The sequence below is a fragment of the Alloyangia pacifica genome, assembly GCF_020524285.1.
In the GTDB taxonomy this organism is placed as follows: domain Bacteria; phylum Pseudomonadota; class Alphaproteobacteria; order Rhodobacterales; family Rhodobacteraceae; genus Salipiger; species Salipiger pacificus_B.
Genome location: NZ_JAIVKX010000002.1, coordinates 557,630 through 579,224, shown reverse-complemented (window position 1 = coordinate 579,224; position 21,595 = coordinate 557,630). Strand labels below are relative to the sequence as shown.

Annotated in this window: 18 protein-coding genes; 9 read left to right on the top strand and 9 right to left on the bottom strand. The window is 68.5% G+C overall.

Going from position 1 to position 21,595, the window contains the following annotated elements; translation table 11 throughout:
• Nucleotides 1–82 precede the first annotated feature (82 nt).
• Nucleotides 83–901, top strand: coding sequence for a serine O-acetyltransferase (gene cysE, locus LC039_RS03550; RefSeq protein WP_226621672.1), 819 nt, complete (start codon nucleotides 83–85; stop codon nucleotides 899–901).
• A 293-nt stretch (nucleotides 902–1,194) separates the two neighbouring features.
• Here the strand turns inward: cysE and LC039_RS03545 are convergent, their stop codons facing one another.
• On the bottom strand, nucleotides 1,195–2,394 hold the full coding sequence (locus tag LC039_RS03545; protein WP_226621671.1) for an MFS transporter: 1,200 nt from the start codon (nucleotides 2,392–2,394) through the stop codon (nucleotides 1,195–1,197).
• A gap of 348 nt (nucleotides 2,395–2,742) precedes the next feature.
• Here LC039_RS03545 and LC039_RS03540 point away from each other — a divergent pair, with 348 nt between their 5' ends.
• Entirely contained in the window at nucleotides 2,743–4,329 is a 1,587-nt protein-coding gene (locus tag LC039_RS03540; RefSeq protein ID WP_226621670.1) for an arylsulfatase, read from the top strand.
• A gap of 159 nt (nucleotides 4,330–4,488) precedes the next feature.
• Here the strand turns inward: LC039_RS03540 and LC039_RS03535 are convergent, their stop codons facing one another.
• The 5 genes from LC039_RS03535 to LC039_RS03515 form a co-directional block, all read right to left on the bottom strand.
• The gene (locus LC039_RS03535; protein WP_226621669.1) at nucleotides 4,489–5,832 is read right to left on the bottom strand and encodes a pyruvate dehydrogenase complex dihydrolipoamide acetyltransferase; all 1,344 of its coding nucleotides are present in this window, start codon (nucleotides 5,830–5,832) and stop codon (nucleotides 4,489–4,491) included.
• 10 nt (nucleotides 5,833–5,842) lie between these two features.
• Entirely contained in the window at nucleotides 5,843–7,225 is a 1,383-nt protein-coding gene (locus LC039_RS03530; protein ID WP_226621668.1) for a pyruvate dehydrogenase complex E1 component subunit beta, read from the bottom strand.
• Nucleotides 7,226–7,245: 20 nt separating this feature from the next.
• The gene (gene pdhA / locus LC039_RS03525) at nucleotides 7,246–8,268 is read right to left on the bottom strand and encodes a pyruvate dehydrogenase (acetyl-transferring) E1 component subunit alpha (protein WP_226621667.1); all 1,023 of its coding nucleotides are present in this window, start codon (nucleotides 8,266–8,268) and stop codon (nucleotides 7,246–7,248) included.
• 481 nt (nucleotides 8,269–8,749) lie between these two features.
• Nucleotides 8,750–9,049, bottom strand: a complete 300-nt coding sequence (locus tag LC039_RS03520) for an FtsB family cell division protein (RefSeq protein WP_226621666.1) — start codon at nucleotides 9,047–9,049, stop codon at nucleotides 8,750–8,752.
• 227 nt (nucleotides 9,050–9,276) lie between these two features.
• Nucleotides 9,277–10,455, bottom strand: a complete 1,179-nt coding sequence (locus tag LC039_RS03515) for a phosphoglycerate kinase (protein WP_226621665.1) — start codon at nucleotides 10,453–10,455, stop codon at nucleotides 9,277–9,279.
• A 171-nt stretch (nucleotides 10,456–10,626) separates the two neighbouring features.
• Between LC039_RS03515 and LC039_RS03510 the strand changes: the two genes are divergently transcribed.
• Both LC039_RS03510 and LC039_RS03505 read left to right on the top strand, forming a co-directional pair.
• Entirely contained in the window at nucleotides 10,627–11,133 is a 507-nt protein-coding gene (locus tag LC039_RS03510; protein ID WP_226621664.1) for a peptidylprolyl isomerase, read from the top strand.
• Nucleotides 11,126–11,674, top strand: a complete 549-nt coding sequence (locus tag LC039_RS03505) for a peptidylprolyl isomerase (protein WP_226621663.1) — start codon at nucleotides 11,126–11,128, stop codon at nucleotides 11,672–11,674. The genes LC039_RS03510 and LC039_RS03505 overlap by 8 nt, the downstream gene beginning before the upstream one ends.
• Nucleotides 11,675–11,772: 98 nt before the next feature.
• On the opposite strand, the gene LC039_RS03500 is transcribed toward LC039_RS03505, so the two are convergent.
• On the bottom strand, nucleotides 11,773–12,678 hold the full coding sequence (locus LC039_RS03500; protein ID WP_226621662.1) for a GNAT family N-acetyltransferase: 906 nt from the start codon (nucleotides 12,676–12,678) through the stop codon (nucleotides 11,773–11,775).
• 451 nt (nucleotides 12,679–13,129) lie between these two features.
• On the opposite strand from LC039_RS03500, the gene guaB reads away from it, so the two are divergent.
• The 4 genes from guaB to LC039_RS03480 all read left to right on the top strand — a co-directional run bounded on the left by guaB (nucleotide 13,130) and on the right by LC039_RS03480 (nucleotide 18,997).
• Nucleotides 13,130–14,578 (top strand): IMP dehydrogenase, encoded by a 1,449-nt coding sequence (gene guaB, locus LC039_RS03495; RefSeq protein ID WP_226621661.1) that lies wholly within the window; start codon nucleotides 13,130–13,132, stop codon nucleotides 14,576–14,578.
• On the top strand, nucleotides 14,575–15,378 hold the full coding sequence (locus tag LC039_RS03490; RefSeq protein WP_226621660.1) for an MBL fold metallo-hydrolase: 804 nt from the start codon (nucleotides 14,575–14,577) through the stop codon (nucleotides 15,376–15,378). Before guaB ends, LC039_RS03490 begins: the two co-directional genes overlap by 4 nt.
• Entirely contained in the window at nucleotides 15,375–16,541 is a 1,167-nt protein-coding gene (locus tag LC039_RS03485; protein ID WP_226621659.1) for an RsmB/NOP family class I SAM-dependent RNA methyltransferase, read from the top strand. The genes LC039_RS03490 and LC039_RS03485 overlap by 4 nt, the downstream gene beginning before the upstream one ends.
• A 125-nt stretch (nucleotides 16,542–16,666) precedes the next feature.
• On the top strand, nucleotides 16,667–18,997 hold the full coding sequence (locus LC039_RS03480; RefSeq protein WP_226621658.1) for an ATP-binding protein: 2,331 nt from the start codon (nucleotides 16,667–16,669) through the stop codon (nucleotides 18,995–18,997).
• A 42-nt stretch (nucleotides 18,998–19,039) separates the two neighbouring features.
• On the opposite strand, the gene LC039_RS03475 is transcribed toward LC039_RS03480, so the two are convergent.
• Complete coding sequence (locus LC039_RS03475) at nucleotides 19,040–19,633, bottom strand: gamma-glutamyl kinase (RefSeq protein WP_226621657.1); 594 nt, start codon at nucleotides 19,631–19,633, stop codon at nucleotides 19,040–19,042.
• 183 nt (nucleotides 19,634–19,816) lie between these two features.
• Here LC039_RS03475 and recA point away from each other — a divergent pair, with 183 nt between their 5' ends.
• A complete protein-coding gene (gene recA, locus LC039_RS03470) occupies nucleotides 19,817–20,884 on the top strand; it encodes a recombinase RecA (protein ID WP_226621656.1) in 1,068 nt (355 codons plus the stop codon).
• Nucleotides 20,885–21,188: 304 nt separating this feature from the next.
• On the opposite strand, the gene LC039_RS03465 is transcribed toward recA, so the two are convergent.
• Entirely contained in the window at nucleotides 21,189–21,512 is a 324-nt protein-coding gene (locus LC039_RS03465) for a HesB/IscA family protein (protein WP_226621655.1), read from the bottom strand.
• Nucleotides 21,513–21,595 lie beyond the last annotated feature (83 nt).

The following is a 21,595-nucleotide window of genomic DNA, read 5'->3' as shown; positions in this document are numbered from 1 at the left end:
CGCGATCCCCTAGATCACGGTTTTGCATTTCGACCCTCAAAGCCTATCTGCTAGACTGGGCGGCAACTGACGGAGGAATCCCATGGCCAAGACACGTGCCAAGATCGCCGAACTGGACCCTGTCTGGGCCCGCATCGTCCACGAGGCCGAAGAGGTTGTCGCCGCCGAGCCGCTGCTGGGCGGGTCGGTGCACTACTCGATCCTGCACCATCCGACGATCGAACGGGCGCTGGCCTACCGGATTTCCCTGAAGCTGGCGAATGGCGAGATGTCCGAGCAGATCCTGCGCGAGATCTGCGACGAGGCCTACGGCTCCGACCCCTCGCTGGCGCTGAAGGCGCGGGCCGACATCCAGGCCACCTACGAGCGTGACCCGGCCTGCCACCGCTATCTGCAGCCGCTGCTCTACTTCAAGGGGTTCCAGGCGGTGCAGAGCCAGCGCGTGGCGAACTGGCTGTGGCGCCAGGGCCGGCGCGACCTGTCCTACTTCTTCCAGATGCGCTCGTCGGAGGTCTTCGGCGTCGACATTCACCCGGCGGCGAAGATCGGCAAGGGAATCATGATCGACCACGCCCACTCGATCGTCATCGGCGAGACGGCGGTGGTCGGCGACGACGTATCGATCCTGCACTCAGTGACGCTCGGCGGCACCGGCAAGGAGGACGAGGACCGTCACCCGAAGATCGGCAACGGCGTTCTCATCGGCGCCGGGGCCAAGGTGCTGGGCAATATCAAGGTGGGCGACCGCTCGCGCATCGCGGCGGGCTCGGTGGTGCTGGCCGAAGTGCCGCCCTGCAAGACCGTCGCCGGGGTGCCGGCGAAGATCGTCGGCGAGGCGGGCTGCGACCAGCCCTCGCGCTCGATGGATCAGAAGCTCACCGGCTGCAACTGCAGCGACTGAGGCGGGGCCTTGGGAAAATGAAGAAGGCGCGGTCCGGCGGGACCGCGCCTTTTGCTTTGTATGGGGTGCCGAGTACGGGGGGCTGATCCGCCAAAGACGCGTTCACCCGGAGCGATACGGAGGCCAGGGGCCGACCGCGGGCTGCCGCTTGAGACGAGGGTGGCCCGGCAGTTTATCGGGCCGCTCCGCCGAACGGTCGATCGTGCGGTGCCCTGACCAAAGCGGCCGCCCGGGGGGCGGTCGGCCGCTGCCCGGCGGCGCTGCGCGCCTCGTTCCGACCGGGCCTGACCTCCTCAGGCCCCCGCCGCCACCGCGGGCATCACCCGGCGTGCGCGGCTGCGGCTTTCCATCCACGCGAGGCCGAGCATGACGATCCCGCCCGCGGCCAGCGCCGCGCCGACCTGGCCGGTGGCGGCCCAGCCCTGGCCCGCGGCCAGCGCGCGCCCGGCGAGGAACGGCCCCAGGGCGTTGGCGGCGTTGAAGGCGGCGTGGTTGAGCGCCGCGGCGAGGGTCTGCGCCTCGCCCGCCACGTCCATCAGCCGCATCTGCAGCGGGATGGCGAGGCTGGCGGTGGTGCCGAGCAGGAAGAGCGCCAGGCCCATCATCATCCAGTCGCCGATCACCGCGGCGTAGAGCAGCGACATCAGCACCATGCCCGCGAGCAGCAGCAGCGCGCCGCCGAGCCGCGACCAGTCCGAGAGCCGTCCGGCGATCAGGTTGCCGAGGATGCCGCCGACGCCGAAGGCCGAGAGCGCCACGGGAACCGCCCAGGAGGGGGCATCGGTGGCGTCGAGCATGGCGGCCGAAAAGTAGGCGTAGACGGCGAAGACGCCGCCGAAGCCGATCGCGCCCACCAGCAGCGTCATCCACACCGCGCGGTTGGCCAGCGCCGAGAGCTCGCGCAGGGGGCTGGGCATCGGGCCGGTCTGCACGTTGGGGGCCAGCCGGGCGATCATCAGCGCCGAGAGCGCGGCGATGCCGGTGGTGACCACGAAACACAGCCGCCAGCCGAAGACCTGGCCCGCGGCACCTGCCAGCGGCACGCCGATCACATTGGCCAGTGTCAGCCCCATCAGCACCTGCGCCACGCCGCGCGCCTTGCGGCCCTCGGGGGAGAACTCGGCGGCAAACAGCATCGAGATGCCGAGGAAGGCGCCGTGCGGCAGCCCGGCGAGGAAGCGCCCGGCGATCAGCATGGTCAGGTTCGGCGCCATGGCCGAGAGCAGGTTGCCGAGCCCGAAGAAGCAGATCAGCAGGATCAGCAGCAGCTTGCGCGGGATCATCGAGCCCAGCACTGCCAGCACCGGCGCGCCGACGACCACGCCGAGCGCATAGGCGCTCACCGCGTGGCCGGCATCGGGCTCGCTCACGCCGAGATCGGCGGCGTAATAGGGCAGCAGCCCCATGGCGGCGAACTCGGAGACGCCGATTGCAAAGGCGCCGAGCGCCAGAGAGAGGATCGTCAGAAAACCCTGACGGTCTTGGATAGCCATGTCGCAGCTCCGCGGATCGGATGTTGCATCGTGTGTCGAATGTCGGGAGTGCCGGACTGCGGGGACGGGACTCGCCCGCCGCAATGCAGCACGGAGCAATGGTATGCCCTGGGTGCATCTTCGCAAGCGACGGTTGCGCAATCTCGCCATGCAGGCAGCGCATGACGCACGGGCAGCTGTCTGCGCGCCGCGCGCCCGCGTCGCGCGAAACCGCGCTGACACGCGATTGTGACGTTACGTCATAAAGGGCTCCGGGGCGCGGTATTTTCATGCGTGTACCCGCGAAGCGTGTGTAAGCTTCCCTAGGGAAAGATTTTTCCCAAGCGTATGGAAATTTGGAGAAAAGTAATGTCGAGGACACATATTCTGGCGGTTCCGCTTGCCGTCCTTGCGCTCGCGGGTCCCGCCGCGGCGCAGGAGCAGGCCGAGAAACCGAACATCCTTGTGATCTGGGGCGACGACATCGGCTGGTCCAATCTTTCATCCTACGGGATGGGCACCATGGGCTACACCACGCCCAACATCGACCGCATCGCCATGGAAGGCATCCGCTTCACCGACCACTACGCGCAGCCGAGCTGTACTGCGGGCCGCGCCGCCTTCATCACCGGCCAGTACCCGATCCGCTCGGGCATGACGACGGTGGGCCAGCCGGGCTCGGCGCTCGGCCTGCAGGCCGCCTCGCCGACGCTGGCCGAAGAGCTGAAGCAGATCGGCTACCGCACCGGCCATTTCGGCAAGAACCACCTTGGTGACCGCAACGAGCACCTGCCGACGGTGCACGGGTTCGATGAGTTCTTTGGCAACCTCTACCACCTCAACACCCAGGAAGAGGCCGAACAGCGCGACTACCAGCGCTTCGGCGAAGCCTTCTCGGGCTCGCTCGAGGCCTATGAGGAGCAGTTCGGCACGCGCGGGGTGATCCACTCCTTCGCCTCCGAGACCGACGACCCCACCGAGCAGCCGCGCTTCGGCAAGATCGGCATGCAGACCATCGAGGACACCGGCCCGCTGACGCAGGAGCGGATGAAGGACTTCGACATGGCCGAGGTGATCCCGCTGGCGCAGGACTTCATGCTGGCGGCCAAGGAGGCGGGCGATCCCTTCTTCGTCTGGCTCAACACCAGCCGCATGCACCTCTACACCCGTCTCAACGACGAATGGCGCTACGCCGCCGAGGAGTACACTTCGGAGGCCGACTTCTACGGCTCCGGCATGCTGCAGCACGACCATGACATCGGCGTGGTGCTCGACTGGCTCGAAGAGCAGGGCCTCGCCGACAATACCATCGTCTGGTACTCGACCGACAACGGCCCCGAGCACAACTCCTGGCCGCATGGCGGCACCTCGCCGTTCCGCGGCGAGAAGATGACCACCTACGAGGGCGGCGTGCGCGTGCCGTCGATGATCCGCTGGCCGGGACATCTGCCCGAGGGCGAGATCCTCAACGGCATCCAGGGCCACCAGGACATGTTCACCTCGCTGGCCGCCGCCGCCGGGATCGAGGACGTGGCCGCCGAGGTCATGGAAGAGAAGCAGCAGTACATCGACGGGGTGAACAACCTGCCGTACTGGATGGGCGAGCAGGACAACTCGGCCCGCAACAACATCTTCTACTACTACGAAAGCAAGCTGACCGCCGTGCGCATGGGGCCGTGGAAGTTCCACTTCTCCACCAAGGAGGATTACTACGACAGCCTCGAGGCGCGCACCGCGCCGCTGGTGTTCAACATCCGCATGGACCCCTTCGAGAGCTACAGCAGCACCGACGCCTACGGGCACCTGATGCAGAAGGTCTCGTGGCTGATGCAGCCGATGAGCGTGCTCATGGGCCAGCACCTGCAGACGCTGGCGGAATACCCGCCGGTGCAGGGCGGGGCGTCCTTCGACATGTCGAACGTCGTGGCGGATTTCCTCGACAGCGCGATGCAGTAGACGCGTCGAGCTGACTGAAAAGGGGCGCGGGCCGGCGGGTCCGCGCCTCTGACGTTTTCGGTCTGCACGTATGGGGCCTCTCGAGGCCATGGGGCCGGGCAAAGAAAAACGGCCCCACTTTGCAGTGGGGCCGTTTCTTATTCCTGCGATGCGCCCGGATCAGGCGAGCATCACCATCGGGTTCTCGAGGTTGTCGGCGATCGCCTGCAGCAGCTCGGCCCCCAGCGCGCCGTCGATGACCCGGTGGTCGACCGAGAGCGTCACCGACATCACCGTCGCCACGGCCAGCTCGCCGTCCGCGCCGACGATGGGCTTCTTGACGCCCGCGCCCACGGCGAGGATCGCGCCATGCGGCGGGTTGATCACCGCGTCGAAGTTGTCGATGCCATACATGCCGAGGTTGGAGATCGCGAAGCTGCCGCCGATGTATTCATGCGGTGCCAGCTTCTTGTTCCGGGCCCGGCCCGCGAGGTCCTTCATCTCGGCAGAGAGAGCCGAGAGCGACTTCATCTCGGCATCCTTCAGCACCGGGGTGAAGAGACCGCCTTCGATCGCCACGGCCACCGCCACGTCCGACGGCTTGAGCTTGAAGATGCGGTCACCTGCCCAGACGGCGTTTGCGTCGGGCACGGACTGCAGCGCCAGGGCACAGGCCTTGATGATGAAATCGTTGACCGAGAGCTTCACGCCGCGCGCTTCGAGCTGCTTGTTGAGCTGGCTGCGGAACTTGAGCAGCGCGTCGAGCTTGATGTCCTTGCGCAGGTAGAAGTGCGGGATGGTCTGCTTGGCCTCGGTGAGGCGGCTGGCCACCGTCTTGCGCATGCCGTCGAGCTTGACCTCTTCGAACTCGCGCCCGTCGTACATCTTGCGCACCGCGTCCGACGAAGGTCCGGCGGGCATGACGGTCGCATCGGCGGCCTTCTTCTCGGCCGGGGCTGCGGCCTCGGACTTGGCGGCTGCTGCGCCGGGCTTGGCGGCCTCGACGTCGGCCTTCACGATCCGGCCATGCGGGCCGGTGCCCTTGACCTGCGCCAGGTCGAGCCCCTTGTCCGCCGCGATGCGGCGGGCCAGCGGCGAGGCGAAGATGCGCTTGCCGTCCTCGCCCTTGGGCGCGGCGGGGGCAGGGGTTGCGGAGCCGGCAGCCGGGGTGGCCGCCGCGGCCTTGGCGCCCTCGTCCTTCGGCGCGGGCGCCTCGGACTTGGCCTCGGCGGGCGTCTCCTCGGCCTTGGAGGCCGAGGTGTCGATGTCGTCGGCGCTTTCACCCTCTTCGAGCAGCACGGCGATGGGGGTGTTCACCTTCACCCCTTCGCTGCCTTCCTCGATGAGGATCTTGCCGATGGTGCCTTCGTCGACGGCTTCGAATTCCATCGTCGCCTTGTCGGTCTCGATCTCGGCGATGATGTCGCCCGAGGACACGGTGTCGCCCTCTTTCACCAGCCACTTGGCCAGCGTGCCTTCCTCCATGGTGGGGGACAGCGCGGGCATCAGGATTTCCGTGGGCATGACGCTCTCCTTACCGGTAGGTGACTTGCTTCACGGCGTCGATCACCTCTGCGGTGGTGATCAGCGCGTGCTTCTCGAGGTTCGCCGCGTAGGGCATGGGCACGTCCTTGCCGGTGCAGTTGATCACCGGGGCGTCCAGCCAGTCGAAGGCGTTCTGCATGATGTAGGCCGAGAGGTGGTTGCCGATGGAGCCCACCGGCCAGCCCTCTTCCACGGTCACGCAGCGGTTCGTCTTCTTCACCGACTCGATGACGGTGCCGTAGTCGATCGGGCGCAGGGTGCGCAGGTCGATGACCTCGGCCGAGATGCCCTCTTCCGCCAACTTGTCCGCCGCCTCGAGGGCGTAGGTCATGCCGATGCCGAACGACACGAGGGTCACGTCGGTGCCTTCGCGCCAGATGCGGGCCTTGCCGAAGGGCACGGTGAAGTCATCCATCACCGGCACGTCGAAGGAGCGGCCGTAGAGGATCTCGTTCTCGAGGAAGATCACCGGGTTCGGGTCGCGGATGGCGCTCTTCAGCAGGCCCTTGGCGTCGGAGGCCGAGTAGGGCATCGCCACCTTGAGGCCGGGCACCATGGCGTACCATGCGGCGTAGTCCTGGCTGTGCTGCGCGCCGACGCGGGCCGCCGCGCCGTTCGGGCCGCGGAACACCATGGGCGCACCCATCTGGCCGCCGGACATGTAAAGCGTTTTGGCCGCCGAGTTGATGATCTGGTCGATCGCCTGCATGGCGAAGTTGAAGGTCATGAACTCGACGATGGGCTTGAGCCCGCCGAAGGCCGCGCCGACGCCGATGCCGGCAAAGCCGTGCTCGGTGATCGGCGTGTCGATCACGCGCTTCGAGCCGAACTCGTCGAGCAGGCCCTGGGTGACCTTGTAGGCGCCCTGGTACTCGGCCACTTCCTCGCCCATGACGAAGACATTGGCGTCCGAGCGCATTTCCTCGGCCATGGCATCGCGCAGCGCCTCGCGCACGGTCTGCTGCTTGAGCTCGGTGCCCTCGGGCCAGTCGGGTTCGACCGCCTTGGCCTTGGGGGTGGCCGGAGCGGAGGCGGGGGCCGCTTCGACCGGCGCCTCGAGCGCTTCCTCGGCCTGCGCGGGCTCGGCGTCGCCGCCACCCGAGGAGACCTCGATGTCATCGGCGCTTTCGCCTTCCTCGATCAGCACGGCGATCGGGGTGTTGACCTTCACACCCTCGGTGCCTTCCTCGATGAGGATCTTGCCGACGATGCCTTCATCGACGGCTTCGAATTCCATCGTGGCCTTGTCGGTCTCGATCTCGGCGAGGATGTCGCCCGAGCTCACGGTGTCGCCCTCTTTGACCAGCCATTTGGCCAGCGTGCCCTCTTCCATGGTCGGCGAGAGCGCGGGCATGAGAATTTCGGTTGCCATATCCGTCTAGTCCTTCTGCCTCAGGCCTCTACCGCGTCGCCTTGCGGCACTTCGTCGGCGTAGATGTCGGTCCAGAGTTCCTCGAGCGCCGGCTCCGGGCTCTCCTTCGAGAACTCCGCCGAGGCGTTCACGATGTCCTTGATGTTCTTGTCGATCGCCTTGAGGTCGTCCTCGGTGGCGTGCTTGCCCTGCAGCAGCAGGTCGCGCACGCTCTGGATCGGGTCACGCTCGTCGCGCATCTTCTGCACTTCCTCGCGGGTCCGGTATTTCGCCGGGTCCGACATGGAGTGGCCGCGGTAGCGGTAGGTCTTCACCTCGAGGATGTAGGGGCCGTTGCCGGCGCGGCAGTGCGCCACGGCCTTCTCGCCGGCTTCCTTGACCTTCAGCACGTCCATGCCGTCGACCAGCTCGCCGGGGATCCCGAAGGGCGCGCCGCGGGTGTAGATTTCCTCGGTCGAGGTCGAGCGCTTCTGCGAGGTGCCCATGGCGTACTGGTTGTTCTCGATGACGAAGACAACCGGCAGCTTCCAGATCGAGGCCATGTTGAAGGTCTCGTAGACCTGGCCCTGGTTGGCCGCGCCGTCGCCGAAGTAGGCGAAGGTCACGCGGTCGTTTTCCAGGTAGCGGTCGGCGAAGGCGAGGCCGGCGCCGAGCGGCACCTGCGCGCCGACGATGCCGTGGCCGCCGTAGAAGTGCTTCTCGCGGCTGAACATGTGCATCGAGCCGCCCTTGCCCTTGGAGTAGCCGCCCTCACGCCCGGTGAGTTCGGCCATCACGCCGTTGGGGTCCATGCCGCAGGCAAGCATGTGGCCGTGGTCGCGGTAGGAGGTGACGCGCTTGTCGCCCTCGCTGGCCGCGGCCTCGAGGCCGACGACAACGGCTTCCTGGCCGATGTAGAGGTGGCAGAACCCGCCGATGAGCCCCATGCCATACAGCTGACCCGCCTTCTCTTCGAAGCGGCGGATGAGCAGCATGTCATGATAGTATTGCTTGAGCTCCTCGGGCGAGACGTTCGGCTTGGCGGATGGTTTCCGGGCGGCCATGGGGACTCCTCCCAACTAGTTTAGTGTTAAACTTTCTCCCACAGTAAATCGCCGGCGCCAGAGTGTCAAAGGGCGCAGCGGACTGTTTCTACAAAAAGTGGGGCTGACGGACCTTGCGGCAAGCAGGTGGCAAAACCCCGCCGTCCGCTGCGTCCCGCCGAAGGCGCGCCTGCAGGCTGCCGCGCCATGCGTATTTGGAAAGAGAAGACGCACCGAAGCGTCCCTGCCTTCTTCTCTTTGAAAATACGCGGGGGAGCGCGGCGCGTAGCGGCGTGCGGGGGCGGAGCCCCGAAAGCGCCCGGCACGGGCGCTCCATCGCCGAGGCGTTGATGTCTGGCGAGGGTGGCGCCCGCCGGCGGCCGGGGCGACGGCCTGTGGTCGATGGAAGGTAGGTTTGGCTGCGCTTGGCGCGGGCTTTGCCTGCGTGCGCTCAGCGCCGGCTAGCATGCGTGCGCTTAGCGCCAACTTAGTACGCGTGCGCTCAGCGCACGACGATCTCGTCCGAGCGGATCATTCCCAGCACGTCGCGGGCCTGCTGGTCGAGAAGGTCGAGGTCGAGATAGTCGTCCGACAGGCGCAGGGTGACGTTTTCCATATGCGCGACCTCGGAGTTGATCGCGTCGAGCTCGGCACTGAGCCGGTCGGCCTCGACCTCGATCTCGGCACGGCGGAAGAGCCCGTAGTCGCCCTGCACGGCGGCAAAGGTGAAATAGCCCGACAGGCTCAGGGTGATCACCGCGAAGACAAGGCCGCCGAAGGCCGGTTTGCGTCTGCCCGTCATATGCCTGGGATCCTGTTGCCTGTGGTCATCTGCTGCTCTGCCGCGGCCTCTCGTTCTCCGGAGGCCCGTCCGACGTCGGGGAAACCATGCCACAGGCGTGGGGGCATGGAAATCCCCCAAGGGCCAGGGGCTTGGAAAATCGGCGCGATTGCGCGCCGATTGTGTCCGTTGCGCCCCGGTGTGCCACTGGTGTGCTCCCGGTGCGCTCAGGTGCGCGGGCCGCGCTGTCAGCCGAGCGCGGCGACGCCGGGCAGGGTCTTGCCTTCCATCCATTCGAGGAAGGCGCCGCCGGCGGTGGAGATATAGGTGAAATCCTCGGAGGCGCCGGCCTTGTTGAGCGCCGCCACCGTGTCGCCGCCGCCGGCGACCGAGACCAGATCGCCCTGCGCGGTGCGCTTGGCGGCGTACTTCGCCGCGGCATTGGTGGCGGCATCGAAGGGGGCGATCTCGAAGGCGCCGAGCGGGCCGTTCCAGATCAGCGTCTCGGCACGGCCGATGGCCTGCTCCACATGCGCCACGCTGTCCGGGCCGGCGTCGAGGATCATCGCGTCGGCGGGGCAGGCCTCGGCGGGCACGACCTCCGACGGCGCGTTCTCGCGGAACTCGCGGGCCACGACCACGTCGCGCGGCAGCAGGATCCCGCAGCCCGCCGCGGCGGCCTTCTCGGCGATCTCGCGGGCGGTGCCGGTCATCTCGTGCTCACAGAGCGACTTGCCCACGTCGACGCCCTGCGCCGCAAGGAAGGTGTTGGCCATGCCGCCACCGATCACCAGCATGTCGACCTTTTCGACGAGGTTGCCGAGCAGGTCGAGCTTGGTCGAGACCTTCGCGCCGCCGACCACCGCCAGCACCGGGCGTTTCGGCGCGCCGAGCGCGGCCTCGAGCGCTTCCAGCTCGGCCTGCATCAGCCGGCCGGCGCAGGCCGGCAGCAGATGCGCCAGCGCCGCGGTCGAGGCATGGGCGCGGTGCGCCGCCGAGAAGGCGTCGTTGCAGTAGACGTCGCCGAGCGCGGCATAGCGCTTGGCGAGCTCGGCGTCGTTCTTCTCCTCGCCGGGCTCGAAGCGGGTGTTCTCGAGCAGCACGACCTGGCCCTCGGCGCAGGCGCCAATCACCGCGGCGGCCTCGTCCAGCGTGGCGAAGTTGACCGTTGTGCCGAAGGCGGCCTCGAGCGCGGGCACCAGCATCTTCAGCGACATCTCGGGCACGACCTTGCCCTTGGGGCGACCGAAGTGGGCCAGCAGGATCGGCGTGCCGCCGCGCGACAGGATGTCCTGCACCGTGGGGGCCACGCGTTCGATCCGGGTCGCGTCGGTGACCACGCCGCCGTCCACCGGCACGTTGATGTCCACGCGGGTCAGCACGCGCTTGCCGGTGAGCTCCATGTCGTCGAGGGTCTTCCAGGCCATGTCGGTCCTCCTGATCTCTTGGTTGGTCAAAGGTCTGCCCCGAGCCGGGCGCAAGGTCAATGCGCCAGCACCCGGCGACGGGCAGAGCGTGCGCCCGAGGGGACGCGCATCTTGGCATTCGCGTCCGGGCGGACTAAATCTCGCGCAACGAACGCCATAGGGAGTATCGACATGGCCGAGATCAAGGACCCCGAAAACACCATCCTCATCGAGCTGAAGGGCGGCACCGTCACCATCGAGCTGCTGCCCGACGTGGCGCCGAAACACGCCGAGCGCATGAAGGAACTGGCGCGCGCGGGCGAATATGACAACGTCTGCTTCCACCGCGTGATCGACGGTTTCATGGCGCAGACCGGCGACGTCGAGCATGGCGACATGGAAGACGGCTTCAACCTGCGCCGCGCCGGCACCGGCGGCTCGCAGCTGCCCGACCTGCCCGCGGAATTCTCGCGCCTGCCGCACGACCGCGGCACCCTCGGCGCGGCGCGTTCGATGAACCCGAACTCGGCGAATTCGCAGTTCTTCATCAACTTCAAGGACAACCATTTCCTCAACGGCCAGTACACCGTCTACGGCCGGGTCATCGAGGGCATGGATCATGTCGATGCGATCACCCGCGGCGAGCCGCCTGCGGAGCCCGACCGGATGATCTCGGTGAAGGTGGCGGCAGATGCGTAAGCTCGCGCTGCTGCTCTCCGTCGTGGCCTCGCCCGCGTTGGCGGCGGGGCTCGACGTCGAGGTCGCGGGCGAGGGCGCCAACGGCACCTTCCACATCGAGCTCTACGACGATGTCGCACCGCAGCACGCCGCGCGGCTGACCGAGCTGGCCAGCTCCGGCGAGTACGACGGGGTGGTCTTCCACCGCGTGATCGACGGCTTCATGGCGCAGACCGGCGACGTGCAGTTCGGCCGCGAGGGCAATGACATGCGCATGGCGGGCACCGGCGGGTCGGACCTGCCGGACCTGCAGGCGGAGTTCTCCGACAAGGCCTTCGAACGTGGCGTGGTCGGTATGGCGCGCTCGCAGAACCCGAACTCGGCGAACTCGCAGTTCTTCATCATGTTCGCCCCGGCGCCGCATCTGAACGGCGCCTACACGGCGGTGGGCGAGGTGACCTCGGGCATGGAGGTCGTCGATGCGATCAAGCGCGGCGACGGACCGAACGGCGCGGTGATCGGCGCGCCCGACAAGATGGTCAAGGTCACCCCGACCGAGTGACCGCCGTGCGGGTGGGGCGTGGCATCAGGGGCGCTGCCCCTCGGCGCTGCGCGCCTCACCCCGGGATATTTCGACCTAGAAGAATGGGCTGGGCACCGTCAGGTGACCAGCCCTTTTGGCAGGCGGCGGGCGAGCGGCGCGAGCGCGCGGCTGCGCAGCCAGGTGCCGCCGAGCCGGTGCGGGCGCGCGCCGGTGCCGAGCTTGAAACGGGTGACCCCCGGCGCGTCGTCGCTGTTCAGGATGCCGAGATCGAGCAGGTCGTGGCCCCGGGCCGCGAGGCAGCGCATCGCCGCCCAGAGCAGCAGGGTCATCGCGTTGGCGGCGCGGCCTTGCGGCGTCGAGACGCCGGTGGTCCAGCTTGCCATGCGCCCGTGCCGCAGCACCGCGATGGCGGCGATCGGACGGCCGTCCTGCCGCGCCTCCCAGATTAACGCCTCGCCGGGATTGGCCCGGGCGTAGGCCGCGAGGAAGGCCGGCGGCAGGTTGCGGTAGCGCCGGGCGCGGGCTTGATCCGCCTCGGCGGCGAGCAGCCAGTGCGCACCGTGGAGAGGCAGCCGGCGCAGGGAGAGCCCGGAGTCCTCGGCGCGGACCAGCCGGTTGCGCCACTTCTGCCGCAGCGCCGCGCGCATCTGCGTCTCGCCGCCCAGGGGCAGCAGGGCGAGCGTTGCCGGGGTCAGCAGCGGCCAGAACCCGGCGCTGCGCAGCGCCGCATCCAAGAGGCCATCGGCATTCAGCAGCAGCGGCCCCGCTGCGCGGCGGCCCTGCAGCCAAGCCTCGGCGTCTGCGGCGTCCGGCGTCACCGGCCCGCGCGAGAGCAGCGCCACCTCTCCCAGCAGTGGAAGGCGCCGGCTCTGGAGTTGCCAGCGCAGCGGCGCGCCGTTTGATGATCGCTCGTCGCCCGCCACGCAGGCGACTCCCAGTGCGGCGCAGGCGCGGGCGTATTGCGGCGACTGCGGCAGCGGCAGGGGAATGGGCAGGGGACTCGCGGCTGTCATCTCCGCCATTAACCCGCCGGCAAGTGAGGGTATGGTTAATCGCAGGCATGACACCGCCGCGCCGCCCCCCGTTCGTGCCTCTTTTCGCCCGCCTTTCGCGCCGCGCTCCGGGGCAGGCCGCGAGAAAGGCCCCGCAGCGCCTTTCAGACCGACTTTCAAACCGCCCTCCGAGCGTGGCCCCTCGGCCCCGCCCGACCCGCGCCGCGGCGCTGCTACTTGCGCTTGTCCTCTCCGCGCCCCTCGCGCTTGTCGCCCTCGTACAGGCCTGCCTGCAGGCGCTGCGCTAGGCCCTTTCACCTAGGGGAAAATATCCCGGGGTGCCCGCAGGGCGGGGGCGGAGCCCCCGGTGCTGCGCTGCCCGCACCGCAGCCCGGCGGCGAATTTCCGTGGGGTCTTTCCCCCGCCGAACATCCGTGCAATAGGGACGTGCCAACCGATACCCTCCCAAGGAGCCGCCCCCATGGAGATTCGCGAGGCCTTCACCTTCGACGATGTTCTGCTGCTTCCCGCAGCATCCAGCGTTCTGCCGTCCACGGCCGACACGCGCACCAAGGTCACCAAGAGCATCGCGCTCAACATCCCGCTGCTCTCTTCCGCCATGGACACGGTGACCGAGGCGCGCATGGCGATCACCATGGCGCAGGCCGGCGGCATCGGGGTGATCCACAAGAACCTCGACGTCGAGCGCCAGGCGCAGGAAGTGCGCCGGGTCAAGCGCTTCGAGAGCGGCATCGTCTACAACCCGGTGACGCTGACGCCGGACCAGACGCTGGCCGACGCGCAGGCGCTGACCGAGCGCTACGGCTTCACCGGTTTCCCGGTGGTCGATGAGCAGCACCGCGTCGTGGGCATCGTCACCAACCGCGACATGCGCTTCGCGCAGAAGCCGGACACGCCGGTGCGGGTGATGATGACCTCCGAAAACCTCGCCATCCTGCGCGAGCCCGCCGACCGCGACGAGGCGATCAGCCTGATGAAGGGCCGCCGGATCGAAAAGCTGCTGGTCACCGACGCACAGGGCAAGCTCACCGGGCTGCTGACGCTGAAGGACACCGAGAAGGCCGTGCTCAACCCCACCGCCTGCAAGGACGAGCTGGGGCGGCTGCGCGTCGCCGCCGCCACCGGTGTCGGCGAGAGCGGCTTCGAGCGCACCGAGGCGCTGATCGACGCCGGCGTCGACATCGTGGTGATCGACACTGCCCATGGCCACAGCGCCGGGGTGATCGACGCCGTGGCCCGGGCCAAGGCGCTGTCGAACCAGGTGCAGGTGATTGCCGGCAACGTCGCGACGGCGGATGCCACGAAGGCGCTGATCGACGCGGGCGCCGATGCGGTCAAGGTCGGTATCGGCCCGGGCTCGATCTGCACCACCCGCATGGTCGCCGGCGTCGGTGTGCCGCAGCTCACCGCCATCATGGACTGCTCGCGGGCCGCCGGTGACGTGCCGGTGATCGCCGACGGCGGCATCAAGTTCTCGGGCGATTTCGCCAAGGCGATCGCCGCCGGCGCCTCCTGCGCCATGGTCGGCAGCATGATCGCCGGCACCGACGAGAGCCCGGGCGAGGTGATCCTCTACCAGGGCCGCTCGTTCAAAGCCTACCGCGGCATGGGCAGCCTCGGCGCCATGGCGCGCGGCTCGGCGGACCGCTACTTCCAGAAGGACGCGGCGAGCGACAAGCTGGTGCCCGAGGGCATCGAGGGGCAGGTCCCCTACAAGGGCTCGGCCGGCGCGGTGATCCACCAGCTCGTCGGGGGGCTGCGCGCCGCCATGGGCTACACCGGCAACGCCACGGTCGCGGAGATGCGCAAGAACTGCAATTTCGTGCGCATCACCAACGCCGGCCTGTCGGAGAGCCATGTGCACGACGTGCAGATCACCCGCGAGTCGCCGAACTACCGGATCGGATGACCCAGGGCCCGGAACAGACCCCGCGCTGGCAGGGGGGCGGTACCACGCTCCTATGCCTGCGCGACGGAACGCTGGGCCTCGGGGCGGATGTCTTCCCCGGGGTCCCGGCCGAGCGCGTCGCCGCCGCCCATCGCGGCGGCGACGCCGTTGACGTGAACGTGTTCCTGCTGCGCCATGCCGATGGCAGCCTTGATCTCGTCGATACCGGCTGCGGGGCGCTCTACGGCGAGGCGGGCGGCCAGCTTGTGGCACTGCTCGCTGCGCAGGGCGTGGCGCCGGGCGACATCGACCGGGTCATCTTCACCCACCTGCACGGCGATCACGTCGGCGGCGCGCTGACCGAGGCGGGCGAGCCGGCCTTTCCGAAGGCCGCCTATCTCGCGCATGAGGTCGACATCGCCCATTGGCGCGGCAAGGACAGCCATGGCGGGCGCCTGCTGGCGGCCTGCGGCGACCGCTTCCGCGCGGTGCAAAGCGGCGCGGACCTCGGCCACGGGCTGCGCACATGGCTCCTGCCGGGCCACACGCCCGGTCACATGGGGCTGCATTTCGCCGGCGGCTTCGCGTTGGTCGGCGACCTGCTGCACTCGCTGCCGCTGCAATTGCCCGACCCTTCGGTGCACACGAAGTTCGACATCGACAGCACGCAGGCCAGCCGGGTCCGGGCGCAGGCGCTGGCGTGGTTGGCGGAGAGCGGGGTGCCGTTCAGTGGCAGTCACATCACCACGACCCCGGTCAGCCCGAGCCCGATCCTGCGCATCGCGCGGCAGGGCAGCGGCTACCTGCGGAGCCCGCTATGACCCCGGGCGCACGGCTGCAGGCCGCCGCCGAGGTGCTCGACCGCATCGCCGCCGGGACCCCGGCCGAGCAGGCGCTGCTCGGCTGGTCGCGCGGCGCGCGCTATGCCGGCTCCAAGGACCGCGCCGCGGTGCGCGACCATGTTTTCGACGTGCTGCGCCGCTGGCGCTCCACCGCCGCGCAGGGCGGCGGCGAGAGCGGCCGGGCGCGCCTGATCGGCCTGCTGCGCCAGCAGGGGGTTGTGCCCGAGAGCCTGTTCACCGGCGAGGGCCACGCACCCGCGGCGCTGTCGGACGACGAGCAGGCGGCGGGCCGCGCGCCCGAGGGCGCCGAGGCGCGCGATCTTCCCGACTGGATCGACACGCTGCTGGCCGAAAGCCTCGGCGACGCGGCGGGTGCCGCCGCCGAGGCGCTGCGCGAGCGCGCGCCGGTCTTCCTGCGGGTGAACACGCTGCGCGGCGATCTCGCCACGGCGCAGGCGGCGCTGGCGGGCGAGGGGATCGAGACCCGTCCGCATCCGCTCGCCGCCGGAGCGCTGGAAGTCACCGCGGGCGCACGCCGGATCGCCCAGAGCCAGGCCTTCGCCGAGGGGCTGGTCGAGCTGCAGGACGTCGCCAGCCAGGCGGTGGTCGCGGCGCTGCCGCTGGTGCCCGGAATGCGGGTGCTGGACTATTGCGCCGGGGGCGGCGGCAAGGCGCTGGCCATGGCCGCGCGGCTGCAGGGCAGCAAGGGGGGCGAGGTTGCGGCGCATGACGCAGACCCGCGCCGCATGTCCGATCTGCCCGCCCGTGCCAAGCGCGCCGGGGCCCGGGTCCAGGCCGTTGCCAAGCCCAAGGGCCCCTATGACCTCGTGCTCTGCGACGTGCCCTGTTCCGGCAGCGGCGCCTGGCGCCGGTCCCCCGAGGGCAAATGGCGGCTGACCCCGGAACGGCTCGATGAGCTGACCGGGGTGCAGGCCGGGATCCTCGATATCGCCACGCGGTTGGTGACGCCGGGCGGGCTGCTGGCCTATGCCACCTGCTCGATGCTGGCGGTGGAGAACGCCGCGCAGATCGAGGCCTTTCTCGCGCGTCATCCGGGCTGGACGCTGGAGCAGCAGCGCCAGTTCGTGCCCGGCGATGGCGGCGACGGATTCTTCTCCGCGCAGCTGAGGCGCCCCGCCTGACCTCGGGTTCCGTGACGTGAAGGAATGCCTGCGTTAACCTTTGGTTAGGATCGCCCATGCGACATCATGCGACATGATGCAGGGGGATACGGAACGAGGGGGACCGCGGGGTGACGCAATCCGCGTTGTATGAGCAGGACCGCCTGCATGGGCCGCTGCGGCGGGCCCTGCCGGGGCTTTTGCTGGCCGGGGCCGGGCTGCTGTGCCTGGTGATCGGCGCAGTCCTGCGTGGGGACGAGGCCACCGTGGCGCTCTTCGCCGCCGCGGGGGCGCTGCTTGCGATCAGCGGCCTTCTGGCGCTCTACAGGGGCATCCGCCGCAGCCGCGCGCAAGCCGCGCTGGTGGTGCTGCGGCAACTGGCCGAGGGCGATCCGGCGCCCACCCTGATCGAGGATGCGTCCGGGCGGCTGCTCTTTGCCAACCACACCGCGGCGCGGTGGTTCACGCTGGTGTCCGGCGATCATGTCGCCGACCTGCTGGCCGAGATGACCCCGGAGCCCGAGGAATTGCGGCACAGGGTGCTGCTTCGGGCCGAGGGCGGCGGCGTGAGCGAGGAGGTGGTCTCGCCGTCCGGGCGCTACCGGCTCACCCTCGCACTGGTCGAGACGCTGAGCTGCTGGCGGATCGACCGCCTGCCGCAGACGGCGGCGCCGGAGATCCCCGGCGAGGCTATAGGCGCGCCGGACGGCGAGACGGCGGCGCCCGGTCCCGAGGCAGCAGGGGCCGCGCCGGTGCCGGTGCTGACCGTCGGGCGCAGCGGCACGGTGCTCTACATGAATGACGTGGCGCGGCGCATGATCGGGCGGCGCATCCGGCGCGTCGACGAGGTGCTGGAGCTGCCGCTGCGCAGCGGCAAGCTCTACCAGATCGTCACGCCCGAGGGGACGCGTAGCGTAAGGCTGCGCTGCGCCGATGCCGGCGTCGGGCGGCAGGAGGTGCTGCTGCACCCGGTGGACCAGCCCTCGCCTGGGCGCGCGCGCAGCGGGCTGGACGATCTGCCGGTGCCGCTGCTGCGCCTCGCGCCCGACGGCCACATCCTGCACGCCAATGCCGCGGCCTGCCGCATGCTCGAGGTGAGCAGCGCCGACGGCACCCTGCTCGGAAGCCATATGGAAGGGCTGGGGCGGTCGATTGCCGACTGGCTCGCCGATGCCGCGGCAGGGCGCGGGCTGCATCGCTCGGAGTTCCTGCGCCTGTCTCGGCCGGAACGCGAGGTCTTCGTCCAGGTGACCTTGAACCGGGTGATGGATGGCGGGCGGACCGAGCTGGTGGCGCTGCTCAACGACGCGACCGAGCTGAAAACGCTCGAGGCGCAATTCGTCCAGAGCCAGAAGATGCAGGCCATCGGCCAGCTCGCCGGCGGCGTGGCGCATGACTTCAACAACCTGCTGACGGCGATCTCCGGCCATTGCGACCTGCTGCTGCTGCGCCACGATCAGGGCGACGCGGATTACGCCGACCTGCAGCAGATCAACCAGAACGCCAACCGCGCCGCGGGGCTGGTCGGCCAGCTTCTGGCCTTCTCGCGCAAGCAGACGCTGAGCGTCGAGCGGCTCGACCTGCGCGACACCCTGTCGGACCTCACCCACCTGCTCAACCGGCTGGTGGGTGAGCGGGTGCAACTCATCCTGCGCCACGACCCGGTGCTGCCGCAGATCCGCGGCGACCGGCGCCAGCTCGAGCAGGTGCTGATGAACCTGGTGGTGAACGCGCGCGATGCCATGGCCGCGGGCGGAGAGATCGTCATCGAAACCCAGCGCGTCGTGGTGCAGGAGGCGCTGAGCCGCGACCGGGCGCGCGTCGAGCCCGGGGTCTATGCCTGCGTCAAGGTCGTCGACCAGGGCGAGGGCATCCCGCAGGACAAGCTGCAGAAGGTCTTCGAGCCCTTTTTCACCACCAAGCGCACCGGCGAGGGAACCGGGCTCGGCCTGTCCACCGTCTACGGCATCGTCAAGCAGACCGGCGGCTTCATCTTCGTCGACAGCGTGGTGGGCGAGGGCAGCTGCTTCACCCTGCTCTTTCCGGCCTACGAGGAGGTAGCAGCGGCCGAGCTGCCGCCCGCCGAGCCAGAGCGCGCCGCCGCCGCGCCGGAGGGCGGGGCGGTGCTGCTGGTCGAGGACGAGGCGCCGGTGCGCGCTTTCGCCGCCCGCGCCCTTCGCCTGCGCGGCTTCTCGGTGATCGAGGCGGAAACCGCCGAGCAGGCGCTGGAGGTGCTCGAGGATGCGTCGCTGAAGGTCGACGTCTTCGTCACCGACGTGGTGATGCCGGGGATGGACGGGCCAAGCTGGGTGCGCCGCGCGCTCGAGCTGCGGCCGGGCACGCGGGTGGTCTTCGTCTCGGGCTACGCCGAGGAATCGCTCGACAAGAGCCGGGTGGCGGTCCCGAACTCGGTGTTCCTGCCCAAGCCCTTCTCGCTGTCGGAGCTGACCGAGACGGTGGAGCAGCAGCTCGCCTGAGCCTGGCCTGAACGTGGCCCGAACCCGACCCTGGCCGGAGGCTCAGCGCGCCCGTGTCCAGAGCTCGAAATCCGCCGCGCATTTGCGCCGCAGCTTCGCCTCGGTCTCGGGCGAGAGCGCAAGATCGGCGCGCGGCGAGACGTTCTGGCGCGGCAGGTCGAGCGTCAGGCCGAGCCGCGCTTCGAGAAAGCCGGTGATCTCTGCCTGGGTCTCGTATTTGAACAGGTGGGTGACCTCGGTGCCGTTGGGGCGCGGCTCGACGAATTTCGCCTGGCTGCCGACATTGGCGAAGGGCGGCCGCTCGCCGCGGGTGTAGGCCTCGACGAAATCGTCGAAGCTGATGCCGCGGGTCGAGGTGGGTTTGCCGTTGAGAAAATCGCGTTGGCGATAGCGGTACCACGAGCCGAGCCAGGAAATCGGCTCACGCACCACAGCCATCAGTTCCATCTGCTCCGCGCCGATCTTCTCGAACATCGGGCGGAAGAAGCGGTTGTAGCGGTAGACCGGGGCATGCTTTAGCTCGGGCGGGTCGAGCACGCTCATCGAGGCATGCGGGCCCAATGCGGCCTCATAGGCCGAGGTCCCCGTCTTGGGGACCGCAAGCAGCACCAGCCGCGCCTTCCAGAAAACCAGCATACCCCTGCCTCACACCGTGGTCTTTTTGTCGATAAACCACTCTTTAACGCTGTTTCGCAACAGTGAGAACAGATGGTGCTTGAAATGTTCTCCTTTTGGTCTCATAACCGCCGATAAGAACAAGAGGCGAACGAAAGCAGCGATTGCCGCCCCGGACGCGGTATGAAATAAGGATCGGAAATCATGGCAACGGCAGATCTTCTGACTATGGACAGCAAGCGAAACGCGGACCGGCAAAAGGCACTCGACTCGGCGCTGGCCCAGATCGAGCGGCAGTTCGGCAAAGGCTCGATCATGAAACTGGGCGGCGACAACGCCCTGCGCGACATCGAGGCGACCTCGACCGGCTCGCTGGGGCTCGATATCGCCCTTGGCATCGGCGGCCTGCCCAAGGGCCGGATCATCGAGATCTATGGCCCGGAAAGCTCGGGCAAGACCACGCTGACCCTGCATGCCGTGGCCGAGGAACAGAAGAAGGGCGGCGTCTGCGCCTTCGTCGACGCGGAACACGCGCTCGACCCGCAATACGCCAAGAAGCTGGGCGTCGATCTCGACGAGCTGCTGATTTCGCAGCCCGACACGGGCGAACAGGCGCTGGAAATCACCGACACGCTGGTGCGCTCCGGCGCGGTCAGCATGGTGGTGGTCGACTCCGTCGCCGCGCTGACCCCGAAGAGCGAGCTCGAGGGCGACATGGGCGACAGCTCGGTCGGCGTGCACGCGCGCCTGATGAGCCAGGCGATGCGCAAGCTCACCGCCTCGATCAGCCGCTCGAACTGCATGGTGATCTTCATCAACCAGATCCGCATGAAGATTGGCGTGATGTTCGGCTCGCCCGAAACCACCACCGGCGGCAACGCGCTGAAATTCTACAGCTCCGTGCGTCTCGACATCCGCCGCATCGGCGCGATCAAGGACCGCGACGAGGTCGTCGGCAACCAGACCCGCGTCAAGGTGGTGAAGAACAAGGTGGCGCCGCCGTTCAAGCAGGTCGAGTTCGACATCATGTACGGCGAGGGCATCTCGAAGACCGGCGAGCTGCTGGATCTCGGGGTGAAGGCCGGCGTGGTCGACAAGTCCGGCGCCTGGTACTCCTATGGCGACGAGCGCATCGGCCAGGGCCGCGAGAACGCCAAGACCTTCCTCAAGGAAAACAGCCAGATCGCCAATGACATCGAGGACAAGATCCGCGCGGCGCACGGGCTTGATTTCCACATGTCCGAGGAAGACGGGGACGTGACCGAGGATTGATCGCTCGGGGCGGGAGGGGCGCTGCCCCTCTTGCCGCTGCGCAGCAATTCACCCCGGCGTATTTGGAAAGAGAAGAAGGGCGCGTCCGGTTGTGACGCGCTTTTTTGTTTTTTCGCAGAGGCTTGCTGGAAGCTATTGAGGCTCGGGGTGAGCTTGCGATTGACCGTGCGGGGGAAAGGCCCTCGTGTCGCGGTGTCGCGGTGGACTTCAGGTATGTCGCGGGCGGTCTTGATAGGCCAACGAAAAGGGCCGCGGCGGGTGCCGCGGCCCTTTGGCGCATTCGACTGAGCCGCCGTGCGGCGGGTTACATCGAGAAGCTGGTGCCGCAGCCGCAGGAGCTCGTGGCGTTCGGGTTCTCGATGGTGAAACGCGCGCCGATCAGCTCCTCGGAGAAGTCGATCACCGCGTCGGCGAGGAAGGGCAGCGAGACGCTGTCGACCACCACGCGCTCGCCGGCGCGCTCCAGAACGAGATCGTCCTCGGCGGCCTCGTCGAGCTTGATGTCATATTGGAAGCCCGAGCAGCCGCCACCCTCGACGGCCACGCGCAGCGCCTTGCCCTGGGCGCCGGCGCCGATCTCGGCGAGGCGCTCATAGGCGCGTTCAGTCACTTTCGGGGGCAGGTTCATGGGGTGCCTCAAAGGTTTATCTCCCGGTCAAGCCATAATATAGGGAACCGCGAGAGCAGCGGCAACCATCCGGCATGCATCGG

Bases quoted from the DNA above. Each gene is read 5' to 3' on its own strand.
- LC039_RS03545 (WP_226621671.1), bottom strand. From the start codon at position 2,394: ATGGCTATCCAAGACCGTCAGGGTTTTCTGACGATCCTCTCTCTGGCG.
- cysE (WP_226621672.1), top strand. From the start codon at position 83: ATGGCCAAGACACGTGCCAAGATCGCCGAACTGGACCCTGTCTGGGCC.
- guaB (WP_226621661.1), top strand. From the start codon at position 13,130: ATGGAGATTCGCGAGGCCTTCACCTTCGACGATGTTCTGCTGCTTCCC.
- LC039_RS03515 (WP_226621665.1), bottom strand. From the start codon at position 10,455: ATGGCCTGGAAGACCCTCGACGACATGGAGCTCACCGGCAAGCGCGTG.
- LC039_RS03520 (WP_226621666.1), bottom strand. From the start codon at position 9,049: ATGACGGGCAGACGCAAACCGGCCTTCGGCGGCCTTGTCTTCGCGGTG.
- LC039_RS03540 (WP_226621670.1), top strand. From the start codon at position 2,743: ATGTCGAGGACACATATTCTGGCGGTTCCGCTTGCCGTCCTTGCGCTC.
- LC039_RS03490 (WP_226621660.1), top strand. From the start codon at position 14,575: ATGACCCAGGGCCCGGAACAGACCCCGCGCTGGCAGGGGGGCGGTACC.
- LC039_RS03505 (WP_226621663.1), top strand. From the start codon at position 11,126: ATGCGTAAGCTCGCGCTGCTGCTCTCCGTCGTGGCCTCGCCCGCGTTG.
- recA (WP_226621656.1), top strand. From the start codon at position 19,817: ATGGCAACGGCAGATCTTCTGACTATGGACAGCAAGCGAAACGCGGAC.
- LC039_RS03510 (WP_226621664.1), top strand. From the start codon at position 10,627: ATGGCCGAGATCAAGGACCCCGAAAACACCATCCTCATCGAGCTGAAG.
- LC039_RS03500 (WP_226621662.1), bottom strand. From the start codon at position 12,678: ATGGCGGAGATGACAGCCGCGAGTCCCCTGCCCATTCCCCTGCCGCTG.
- LC039_RS03475 (WP_226621657.1), bottom strand. From the start codon at position 19,633: ATGCTGGTTTTCTGGAAGGCGCGGCTGGTGCTGCTTGCGGTCCCCAAG.
- LC039_RS03485 (WP_226621659.1), top strand. From the start codon at position 15,375: ATGACCCCGGGCGCACGGCTGCAGGCCGCCGCCGAGGTGCTCGACCGC.
- LC039_RS03535 (WP_226621669.1), bottom strand. From the start codon at position 5,832: ATGCCCACGGAAATCCTGATGCCCGCGCTGTCCCCCACCATGGAGGAA.
- LC039_RS03530 (WP_226621668.1), bottom strand. From the start codon at position 7,225: ATGGCAACCGAAATTCTCATGCCCGCGCTCTCGCCGACCATGGAAGAG.
- pdhA (WP_226621667.1), bottom strand. From the start codon at position 8,268: ATGGCCGCCCGGAAACCATCCGCCAAGCCGAACGTCTCGCCCGAGGAG.
- LC039_RS03465 (WP_226621655.1), bottom strand. From the start codon at position 21,512: ATGAACCTGCCCCCGAAAGTGACTGAACGCGCCTATGAGCGCCTCGCC.